Annotated in this window: 10 protein-coding genes; all 10 read right to left on the bottom strand. The window is 35.7% G+C overall.

From position 1 onward, the window contains the following. Positions 1-1179: 1179 nt before the first annotated feature. A complete protein-coding gene (locus BKH42_RS05740) occupies positions 1180-1974 on the bottom strand; it encodes a substrate-binding domain-containing protein (RefSeq protein ID WP_095295668.1) in 795 nt (264 codons plus the stop codon). A gap of 129 nt (positions 1975-2103) precedes the next feature. Then, complete coding sequence (locus BKH42_RS05735) at positions 2104-2598, bottom strand: methylated-DNA--[protein]-cysteine S-methyltransferase (protein ID WP_095295667.1); 495 nt, start codon at positions 2596-2598, stop codon at positions 2104-2106. Between the two features lie 16 nt (positions 2599-2614). Continuing rightward, positions 2615-3829: an ABC transporter permease gene (locus BKH42_RS05730; RefSeq protein ID WP_095295666.1), complete on the bottom strand. Its 1215-nt coding sequence runs from the start codon at positions 3827-3829 to the stop codon at positions 2615-2617. Then, positions 3826-4512, bottom strand: a complete 687-nt coding sequence (locus BKH42_RS05725) for an ABC transporter ATP-binding protein (protein ID WP_095295665.1) — start codon at positions 4510-4512, stop codon at positions 3826-3828. The genes BKH42_RS05730 and BKH42_RS05725 overlap by 4 nt, the downstream gene beginning before the upstream one ends. After that, the gene (locus BKH42_RS05720; RefSeq protein ID WP_095295664.1) at positions 4509-5765 is read right to left on the bottom strand and encodes an efflux RND transporter periplasmic adaptor subunit; all 1257 of its coding nucleotides are present in this window, start codon (positions 5763-5765) and stop codon (positions 4509-4511) included. Before BKH42_RS05720 ends, BKH42_RS05725 begins: the two co-directional genes overlap by 4 nt. After that, the gene (locus tag BKH42_RS05715) at positions 5752-7218 is read right to left on the bottom strand and encodes a TolC family protein (RefSeq protein WP_095295663.1); all 1467 of its coding nucleotides are present in this window, start codon (positions 7216-7218) and stop codon (positions 5752-5754) included. Before BKH42_RS05715 ends, BKH42_RS05720 begins: the two co-directional genes overlap by 14 nt. Positions 7219-7306: 88 nt before the next feature. Continuing rightward, entirely contained in the window at positions 7307-8692 is a 1386-nt protein-coding gene (locus tag BKH42_RS05710) for an FAD-linked oxidase C-terminal domain-containing protein (protein WP_180673995.1), read from the bottom strand. Then, positions 8689-9516 carry a plasminogen-binding N-terminal domain-containing protein gene (locus BKH42_RS05705; protein WP_180673994.1) on the bottom strand — a complete coding sequence of 276 codons (828 nt, stop codon included), beginning with the start codon at positions 9514-9516 and terminating at the stop codon, positions 8689-8691. The genes BKH42_RS05710 and BKH42_RS05705 overlap by 4 nt, the downstream gene beginning before the upstream one ends. Positions 9517-9518: 2 nt before the next feature. Continuing rightward, entirely contained in the window at positions 9519-10118 is a 600-nt protein-coding gene (locus BKH42_RS05700; protein WP_095295661.1) for an NUDIX domain-containing protein, read from the bottom strand. Continuing rightward, positions 10118-11275, bottom strand: coding sequence for a peptidoglycan DD-metalloendopeptidase family protein (locus BKH42_RS05695; protein ID WP_095295660.1), 1158 nt, complete (start codon positions 11273-11275; stop codon positions 10118-10120). Before BKH42_RS05695 ends, BKH42_RS05700 begins: the two co-directional genes overlap by 1 nt. Between the last annotated feature and the right edge of the window lie 130 nt (positions 11276-11405).

Genomic DNA, 11405 nt, shown 5'->3' with positions numbered 1-11405 from the left:
ATGATTGAATATCTCTATAAAATACGTCATAGAATATCATTTGGTAGGGCATTTGAGAAGTTTTGATTTATGAGTACTAAATTTCAAAAAGGAAAGAATATTCGTTCTATTTGAATGGGTGTTAGGGCGATGAGAAGATGAGAAAAGAGAGGTTTTGAGACAAAAAAGAGTGAAGGGAGTATGTCCCTCTGATGTTTTTAATAGAAGTTTGAGACAAAAAAGCAGGAGAGACTATGCGGGAGTTTCAGGCAAAAGAGTGAAGGGAGTATATCCCTCTGATGTTTTCAATAGAAGTTGAGACAGCGGGGAGGGCGTTATGTGGAGTTTCAGACAAAAGAGTGAAGGTGCTAATGCGGGGGGTTTTGAGTTTGAGAGGGAGGATTTTTTGATAAGAGGGAAATTTCTTTTATTTTCATAGATTTGCTTAGAATCAATCTTTATTCTTCGTGAGGTTTGCGTTTCAGACAGGAGAGTGGAGGGGTTTTATACGGGATTTGAGTTTGAGATAAAAAGAGTGAAGAGGCTATACCCCTCTGATGTTTTTAATAGAAGTTTGAGACAGCGGGGAGGGCGTTATGTGGAGTTTCAGACAAAGGGAGGAGGAGGTCTTATGTGAGGGTTTCAGACAAAGGGAGCGAAGGTGCTAATGCGGGGGGTTTCAGGCAAAAGAGTGAAGGGACTATGTGAGGGTTTTGAGTTTGAGAGGGAGGATTTTTGATAAGAGGGAAATTTGTTTTATTTTCATAAGAGAGGGTAAAAAAGGGACGTAAGAGGTGAGAAGAGGAGATAAAAATAACACAGATGATAGACTTTGAGATGTTGGTGAAGACGTTATGTTGGTTTAAAGGTCATAAAACTTCATTGATTTGCCTAGAATCAATCTTTATTCTTCGTGAGGCTTGGGTTTGTTATAAAAAAATGGAGTGAATGCGTTACGTGCGGTTTGGGTTTGAGAGAAGCGAGTGAAGAAGAGGGGGTGTTATGCATAAAACTTCACTGATGATGTCAAAATGTGATGACATTGTGGAAGAACGATAAGCATTTCAAATAAATCTGATTAAAAGGATTTTGGGTATAGAGATGATAGAAGAACAAATAAGAGCATCAAATAGGTGATTCAAGTAATACCGATTGTCTAGGATATACTTGAATCTCTTTGATATGTGATTTATATTTTGGTCATTTGGAAGTTTTCTCTGGTGTTTTTATGTTTATAGAATGAAGTCCTGTGGAATGGATAATTTTCTGTGCTTTTGGTGAGGATAGGTATCTTAATAAATCTTTGGCTTCATCTATATTGGAGGAGTTTTTAAGTACGGCACCTGCAAATCGGGTGAAGTGCTGTAAATTTTCTGGTAACTCGCCGATGAAAGTAACCCCTGAAATAGGTAAAAGTTCGCTGACTTGTTGAAAACCTATCTCATGAACTCCTTTGGCAATCACAGATGCGACAGGGATTCTTGGTATCATATGTGCTTTGTTTTTCATTTGTTTTTGAATGCCTAGTTTTTTGAATAATTCTTCACTCACATATTTTCCACTCGCACTATCTGAATATGCTATTGAAGAAGCATTTAATAATGCTGCTTTTAGTTCATTGGTGGTTTTGATACTGATGGGAGGGTTGCCTTTTTTAATAACTGCTCCAATTGGCGAGTCTGCTAATTCTGTTTTGGATCCTTTTAGTATCCAGCCTTCATTTTGTAATTTTTCTAGGGCACTTCCGACCATAATCACCACATCAGCTTTCTGATTATTTTTTAGCCTGTTTGGAATAGCCTCAGTGGTGTTTCCCATTGAAGGGCCAGAAATTGTCTTGATCTTTATTTTATTTTTTGTTTCAAAATCAGGTATGAGTTTTTGATATGCGGCATGAAATCCCCCAGAAATCATAACGATTAGTTCTTTGGCTTGAAGCTTTGGGTCATATAAACAAAAAAAGATAAGTCCAAAAAATAATAGAGATTTTTTCATCGTTTTCTCCTCTCTTCTAGGTTTTTCATAGATTCTAGCACTTTTTTGTAAAACAATATAGTGAAAATAAGAACCTCTGAGGAGATGAAAGCTCCTATGATTTAATCGCAAGAATGAGTTGATAGACTTTCAAGAGTGCTTATTTTGATGGTGGTTTAACAATACATTTTTCTCGTGCTCTAGTAGCCATTTTTTTATTTCTGCCCCTCCTGCATAACCTGATAGCTTTCCATCATTGGCTATGACTCGGTGGCAAGGAATGATGATAGAGATAGGATTTTTGGAGTTCGCTGTTCCTACTGCTCTAGAATAATTGCTACCTCCTAATTGCAAGGCTATTTCTTTATAACTTTTGGTTTCACCAAATTTTATTTCACACAAATGCTCCCAGACTTTTTTCTGAAAATTACTCCCTTTAAGATCTAATGGCAAATCAAAACTCCTTTGCAATCCCTTGAAATAGTTTTGCAGTTGATCTATGCAACACAGGGCAATATCATTTGGATTTTCGTTGATAATCTTACTATCACAAAAAAATACACTCTTGACTCCTGTATCTGAACAACAGATATGAAGGTAGGCCTTTCCTAGCTCTTTTGGAGCTTTCATATACGCATCATACATCATTAACTCCCGTAATTTATTCATATCTTAGGGCATCAATAGGGTTGAGTCTAGAAGCTCTCCTAGCAGGGAGATAACCAAAAACAACGCCAATGAATGCTGAAAATAAAAAAGCAAATACAGCTACATCAATGTGAAATATAAAAGGAATATTCATCAAGCTTGTTGCACCTAATGTGATGAAAAAAGCTAGAAAAATCCCTATGATACCCCCTAGAGAACTGACCACTACTGATTCGATGAGAAACTGTAAAAGAACCTCACTTTCTAATGCCCCTATAGCCAAACGAGTTCCAATCTCTCTAGTTCTTTCGGTGACTGAAACAAGCATGATGTTCATAATGCCAATTCCTCCAACAATAAGGCTCACTCCTGCAATAGCCCCTAAGAACAAAGTGAGAATAGCGGTACTTGAGGCCACCATTTTTTCTATTTCTTTTGTATCCATAATGTCAAAATTATCTCTTTGTCCTCCTTTGATATGTCTTATATCACGCAGTATTTTCTTGAGTTCTTCGGTTGCATTTGTTGAATCTACGCCATCATTGAGTGATATTAAGATTCGATTCACATTAAAAAGAGTGTTTTTGCCACTCACATTTCTTTGAAAGGTTTTAAAAGGCATAAAAATGGCATCATCTTGATCATTTCCCATTGCTCCTTGCCCTTTTGATTGCAGCACTCCTAGCACTTCACACATGTTTTTCGCTACTTTTATTTGTGCCCCAAGTGGATTTTCATTTCCAAATAATGCCTTTTTCACGCTCTCTCCTAATACACACACACTTGCTCCAGTGGTGTATTCGCTATCACGAAATGCTCGTCCCATAGAGAGTTCCCAAGCAGTCACTTCAAAATAATCTTGTGTGATTCCATTTGCTTGAGTTTGTGTGTTTTGAGAAAAATATTGGGTTATAACAGAAGTACTTGAAAAAGGTGCCACAGCCCTCACTCCAGAGAGTCTGCTCCTGATGGAATCAACTTCTTGCATTGTGAAATTACGCTTTTTGCTTTTTCCATCATTTTCTAAGTTTCGTGCGGGAAAAACGATTAGAAGGTTGCTTCCCAAGCTTGATATTTGAGAGGTGACTTTTTGTGTCACTCCATTGCCTAGTGCTAACATCACAACAACTGATCCAACGCCAATAATCACGCCAAGCATTGTTAAAAAAGCTCGGAGGTAATTTTTTCTGATTTGCTTGAATGCTAGAAAAAATGCGTTGAGTATCATTGGTTGAAATCCTGCTGTATCTTTCCATCTAAAAAATGGATTTGTCTTTTTGTGTATTGAGCCATTTCTGGTTCGTGAGTGACCATCAATATGGTGATTTTGAGTTCTTGATTTAATCTTGTTAGGATTTCCATCACTTCTACACTGCGTTGAGTATCCAAATTTCCTGTAGGTTCATCAGCTAGTAAGAATACGGGTTTAGATGCGATGGCTCTAGCTATGGCGACTCTTTGTTGTTGACCTCCTGAAAGTTCATTGCTACTATGATTTTCCCAGTCTTTGAGTCCCACCATCTCTAATGCTTGTATTGCTATGTTTTTGCGTTCTTTTTTTGGCATACCTCGATAAAGTAGAGGTAATTCTACATTTTCTAATGCACTTGTGCGTGAAAGTAGGTTGAAACCTTGAAAGATAAATCCAATGTAATGCCTTCTGAGTAATGCTCTTTGTTTTCTATTTAGGTCAAAAACGCTCACGCCATCAAAAAAATATTTTCCACCGCTACCTATATCTAGGCAGCCTAAAATATTTGCCAAAGTTGATTTGCCTGATCCAGAAGGACCCATTAAGGCAATAAATTCTCCTTCCTGGATTTCAAGATCAATGCCCTTGAGTGCTAAAAAAGTATTTTCTCCTTTGCCATAAGTTTTAGTAATCTTTTCTAGCTTTATTAAAGAGCTCATTTTGTGGTACTTGAAGTGATGATTTGGGTGCTTGTGTTGATGTCTTCAGAGATAATCTGAACCATTTTTCCATCAGAGATGCCTACGCCTACATTAAGGGGAGTTGGAAGGTTGTTTTTGAGAATATATATGGTGCTGGTTTTGGATTTGATTTCTTTTGAATCATTTATGGTGGCTTTTGGTCTTGGTTTTCCCATTAAAGAGGGAGATGTTTTTTTGGTTTGCTTGGAGGAGTTTTTGGGTTCATAAAAAATTGCTGCTACAGGAACCAATAGCACGTTATGTGCTTGTGCTACTTGAATGTTTGCATTCACACTCATGCCAGGTTTTAGCAACAGATCTTCGTTATTTACGTAGATTTTTGTTTCATAGCTCACAATGTTGTTCGTGTTATCATCATTACTTGCAGATGCAAAACTAACACGATTGACCTGTGCATCAAACTCTCTATCAGGGTAGGCATCTACGCTAAAAATGACCTTTTGACCTGGTTTTACTTTTCCAATATCAGATTCAGAGACATTCACAATCAGGCTCATTGATTTGAGGTTTTGAGCAAGTTTAAAAAGTGTGGGGGTTTGAAAACTTGCGGCCACTGTTTGACCAGGATCTACGCTACGCTCTAAGACCACTCCATCAATAGGGCTTGTAATCACTGAATTTTTTAGATCAATTTCAGAAGTCTTCATATCTGTGGCGATTTGTTCTATTGCTGCTTTTTTGGTTTGGACATCTGCTTTTGCTTGGAGGTATTCCATTTTTGCATTTTGAAGATCAAGCTCTGAGGGAGTTTTGCCTCCTGTGGCTTTGAAAAGCTTTTGCATTTGTTCGTAATTCCATTTTTTTTGCTCAAGCATTACTTCTGATGAGAATAAAGAGGCTTTGGCAGAATCAATTTGAGCTTTATATTTATCTAGGGCTTGATTGATTTTTTCGGGGTTGATTTTAGCTAGGATTTGTCCTTTTGTCACAGAATCATTCACATCTACAAAAACTTCTTGAATTGTTCCTGAGATTTGACTCCCAATTTCTACTTCATCAGTGGGTGATAGTGTGCCTGTGGCATTTATTTTTGCAACCACATCGCCCATATGGGGAGTAGAAGTGATATAGGTGATTTTATTGTCATCTTTTTTTATGAAAATACCGCCTATCATCAAGAGTAATATCACTACAAAAATGCCAATAATCCAATATTTTTTGTGACCTGACTTTTTTGGATTGATTTTAGAGTAGATCTCAGTGTTGTGCATTTTTATCTCCTTTGTCATCTTCAAATACAAATACCCCACCAAATGACTTATAGAGCAAAATCATTGCTTCTGTATTACCATAAAGAGATTCATTGAGGGTTTTTTGAATATTGAGATATTGATTTTGATAATCAAGCAAACTGATCTCATCAATAAGTTTATAATCGTATTTGAACTTTGTTGCTTTGAGGGCGTTTTCTGAAATTTGGGCACTTTGTAGAGAGTTTTTTAGATTTTCTTTAGAATAATCTGCATCTGATATTGCATTTTGTATCTCTCCAATGGCTGTATTGATTGAGTTTTGGAGAGCATAGAAAGCTTGTTTGACATTTTCTTTTTGAATTTTATAGTTCTCTCTGATGTTTGTTCGATTTAATAATGGCATGGATAAAGAGCTTGTTATCTGCCAGATTAGATCTCCAATTCCGTTGTTGGAAAATAATATTTGCCCAAGGCTGCCACTGATATTTAGTACAGGAAAAAATTCTGCACGTTTGCTTGATTGGGTATATATCTGAGCATTTAAAGCGTGAATAGCTGATTGTATATCAGGTCTTTTTAAAAGCACACTAGAAGGCATCGTTTGTATTGGTGGAAAATTTGGTTTTTTAAAATGATAGTTTTGAGTCATATCAAAATCTACGTTTTTGGTATTTAGCAGTACTAAAAGGGCGTTTTTGTTCTGTTCTAGTTGATATGATAGATCTAAAAGGGTGTTTTTCTGATTGGAGAGTGTTGATTTTAATGATGCTAATTCGGTGATGTCTATGAGTCCTAGATCGTATTTTTTTTCATTGATTTGGTAGATTTTCTCTTGATTTTGGACAAGTTCTTGGTAGATATTGATGGAATTTATCAATTTCCTGATAGTAAAATAATAATTTGCAACATCTGAAATTAGACTGATTTTGGCACTAGAGAGATCTTTTTGAGCACTAAAATATTGCTCCTTTGAAGCTTTACGAAGATAGTTGATTCGTCCGAAAATATCTATTTCCCAAGAAAGCGTTAAAGAACCATTGAGTGTGTTTTGGTTGAAGTTGATTTGATATTTTTTGTAGTTTCCATCACTGTAGTTGTAGCCTATATTTGCTCCGATTTTAGGAATCATATCCGCACCTTGAATCTTTGCTGTGGATCTAGCTTGAGCGATTTTGGAAGTGAGTGTGAGAACGTTTGGGTTATTTTTGAGTGCTTGTTCTATGAGTTGCTGGAGGGTATGGTCTGTAAAAATATAAAAAAAAGTCTGCAAGAAATCCATACTCTGAAGATTTGGCATTTCTTTTGATAGGGTTGGTTTTTCTCCATAAGTTTGTTTTACTAGTGATTGCAATACATCTTCATTGGAGAATCTTTTAGGTATATGGGTTTTTGAAATAATCTCTTCTTTTTGCATTAAAGAGGTGCAACCTGTGAAAAAAACAGACAACAAGACAAGCTTTAAAAAGTTCATTTGACCCCAACAATATTCAGATTTCAAGAATTATACCAAGCTTATATAAAGTATTTGTGAATTATCTAATAGAGGTTTAAGTTTTTAACTATAAACCCATTTTGTTGCCATTGAGGATATTGTTAGGATCAAAAGCTTTTTTGATATTTCTAAAAAGCTCCATTTCTGAAGGAGTGAATGCTAAAGACATAAAGGGTGCTTTAGATAACCCAATTCCGTGTTCCCCACTAAGTGTGCCTTCAAGTTCAACAGCAATTTGGAAAATTTCTTTTATGGCTTGATGGCCTTTTTTGAGTTGTTCTTCATCTTTATCATCAGGAACCATCACATTTGTATGAACATTTCCATCTCCAGTATGACCAAAACAAGGGATTTTAAAGCCATATTTTTTACTCACGATAGAGATTTTTTCTAAAAGTTCAGGAAGTCTTGATCTAGGGACGGTGATATCTTCGTTGAGCTTTTTTTTGCCATACACGGTGATACTTTGAGAGGCGTTTCTTCTGGCAAACCACAGACTTGCTTCCTCTTCTTTGTTTTTAGCAATTTTAAAATCAATACAGCCATTTTCTAGGAATTTTTGTTGAATTTTTTCAAGTTGCCATTGGATCTGTTCGGGTATGTCTCCATCAACTTGAGTGATAAGGATAGATCCAGCTTCTACAGGAAGAGATTTGTGAAATTTTTCTTCTACGGCTCTTATGGTTAAGTTATCTAGAAATTCCATAGCCACAGGTGTTACCCCACTTGCCATTGTTTTATAAACCGCATTCATTGCAGATTGAATATCAGGAAAAACGCCCATTGCGGATTGAGCGATTTTTGGTTTGGCAATGAGCTTGAGGGTGATCTCAGTAATCACTGCCAAACTTCCTTCACTTGCTATCAAAATTCCAGCTATATTGTAACCAGCAACATCTTTGATGGTTTTTTTCCCTGCTCTAATGATTTCTCCATTAGGTAAAACTGCTCTTATTGCCATCACGTAATCTTTTGTAATGCCATATTTTGCAGCCCTCATTCCTCCAGCATTTTCGCTTACATTGCCTCCTAATGTGCAATATTCTTGACTTGCAGGATCGGGTGGATAAAATAAACCCATTTTTTCAACTACTTCTTGAAAATGTTTGTTGATCACTCCAGGTTGGACTCTGGCGATAAGATTTTTTTCATCAATTTCTAAAATTTTGTCGAAGTGTTTTTCCATTGCTAAGACAACACCCCCATTTATTGGCAATGCACCCCCTGTAAATCCACTTCCTGCACCTCTTGGCAATATAGAAATTTTGTGTGTATTGCAATATTTTAGGATTTTGCTCACATCAATTTCATCTTTGGGATATATGATACAATCAGGCTCATAACGTTCTTTTGTGGCGTCATAGCAATATGCAATCAAATGAGCTTTGTCGTTATAAAAATTCTCAGAACCGACAATATTTTCAAGCTCTTTTTGGTGTTTTTTCTCTATCACAGCTTACTCTTGGGGTCTTTTAGATTTTTTGACTTTGGAGATTCTTTTGATTTTTTAGGTTTTTTTCCTTTTTGCATGTCAAAACCATTTTTTATGAGATTGTCATAAAATTCAAAGTAGTTTTTAGATTTTTTTGAATAAAACAAACTCGACAAGGAACCTGTTTTTATCTCCTGAAAACGAGAGAAAAAAGGTGCGATACTTTGAGTGACACCAGAAGTATCAAAATAGTTCGTTTGCAAACGAGCTAAACTTTGGCAATCTAAAACATTCAAGCTATTTGTTCCTACAATATACAATAATCCTACGCTATAGAGATTACAAGCTTTTTTGAGAAATTTTGGGTTGGGATCAAAACCGCCATAATCATTTAAGTATGCCATTAGTAGGTCAGAACTCATAACTGAAACTTCTTTTTTGAGTGTGGATTTTATCTTTTCATAAGTATTCAAATCGGGTGCTATTAAGAATGCTCTATTATTGAGTTCTCTAAAAAAAACCATATCTCCTTTTTTGGGCTCAACTCTTGGAGTGGGTAGGTATTTTTGTTTCATCGCATCAAAATCACTGAATTTGGCCTTAGCAACACCATCTTTGATGGATTCTATTTCTAGTTTTGCAGAAATGACTCTATAATCTGTTAGTTTTGTGATGATAAAACCAGTTTCTCCGATGAGTAAATCATATGCTGGAAACGTTAATGTTTTATTTTTTGTATCTACATCTTGTATGTTTATAGATACAGTTTCATTAAATTTATCTGCATTTGCTATTGAAAAGATAATAGCTGTGAATGCTATGGTGCTGAGAATTTTTTTGAACAATTTCACTCCTTTTTTGACTGATCCATATACCATTTGATTGCATATGCAAGGGCGGGTGTTTTTGCTATGGATTCATCATTAATAAATTCTTGGGCTTTTGATAAAGGTAAGAATAAAACATCAATACATTCATCATCGATTCCACCTCCCATAGTGAGTTTATTCTCTTCTGTAATGGTGGCAAAAAATATTGTTTGTTTGCTGCCACTGATACCTGTAGAAGCAAAAAAACTACCTATTTTTTTCAAATCATTGACTTTCACATTATAGCCACATTCCTCAAAAATTTCTTCAGAGGCGATTTGCTCAATGGTTTTATCTTTCTTATCTACTAATCCAGCACATAGCTCATATGTGTATCCATCTTGATTTTTTGCATACACAGCTGGACGAAATTGTCTTACAATCAAAAAGCTATCAAAATCTTGATGATATAAAATTATAGAGACGCTATCGTGAGAGTCGATAATATCCCAAACTTTTTTTTTGCCATTTTCTATATACTTCATTCTGGTGGGTTTGATGTAGTCTGAATTTATGCATTCTTCAAAATGTATCGATTTGAAATCTACTTTTGAATCAACAGTAGGAAAATATTTCATCATTGAGCCTTGATGGACACAAAAGATTTTTGATCCTCAAAAGAACTTTTTTCAAGTGCATCATCAAGTTCTTTTTTGTAGGTTTTGGCTATTTCGTTGAATTCTTTCTTGTCTTTTCCTTTGAGTTCGCTTTTTGCTGTACGTATGCTACCTAAGGGATTGATAGGGCGATTATTTTTATAGACTCCAAAATGCAGGTGTGGGCCCGTGCTGACACCCGTAGTTCCAACTTTTCCAATAATTTGCCCTTTTTTTACATACATTCCACTGTGCATACCTCTTGCAAAAGAGCTCATATGAGCATAAAGGGTTTTGATACCATTACCGTGATTGATTTCAATCGTTTTTCCATACCCACCCTTTACTCCTAAAAATATGATTCTTCCATCAGCTGCGGCCTTTATAGAAGTGCCAATTCTAGCTGCATAATCAACTCCGTAATGAGGACGTATAACCTTGAGTATGGGATGGAGTCTTCCATAGGAGAATTTTGAAGAAATGCGTGTGAAATTCACAGGAACCTCTAATAAAAATCCTGCTACCTCTTTTCCCTTTGGATCATAATAGCGACCTTTGTAAGCAAAAATATAATTTGATTTTTTATTGGTTTCAATGACGGTTGCTTTGATATCAGGAGAACCAAAAGGATTGCCAAGTCGATATTTTCTAGTATAAATCAGAGCCAACTTATCATCTTTGATGACAAATTTTTTAAAATTAATACTTTTTTTATAGGCATTGATAAATTCATTGGCAAGACTAGTATCTGACGTGGCATCAATGATATCTTGATAGGGGGATTTTTGCACAGAAAGAGTCAGGATTTTTTGTACAGAAGAATAAATGATAGGAATAAAATCTAGCTTGTAATCTTCGTTGCTCTTATAAATATGGATTTGCACATCTTCGCTAATGGGAATAAGAGCTTGAAGTAAATCCCCATTATCATCTCTGAGGGTGTAGTATGAAACTCCTGCATAGATTTCTGCGGTGAGTTCTTTATCTTGAGAAGAAAGGTTATAGTAAAGTTTAAGTGGAAGAGAGTTTTGCTCAAAAAAACCGAGCAACGTAGTGCCTTTATCCCAGAAGAGTTTTTCGCCAAGCGCACCAAAAACACTCGAGGATAATAGCAAAAATAATAGCAAAAGTCTTTTCATTGAATGCCTCTGAGATTTTATAAAAGAATATAAAAGAACAGATTATATATTAACTTTACAAATACTCCCATAAAAGTAAATCTTAGATCCCAAGCTTAATGATATACATGGTTAAATTTGCTATAATCTC

The organism is Helicobacter sp. 13S00482-2 (assembly GCF_002272795.1).
Lineage (GTDB): Bacteria > Campylobacterota > Campylobacteria > Campylobacterales > Helicobacteraceae > Helicobacter_J.
Note: the sequence above shows the minus strand (reverse complement) of the source record. Positions and strands in the feature narration are given on the sequence as shown.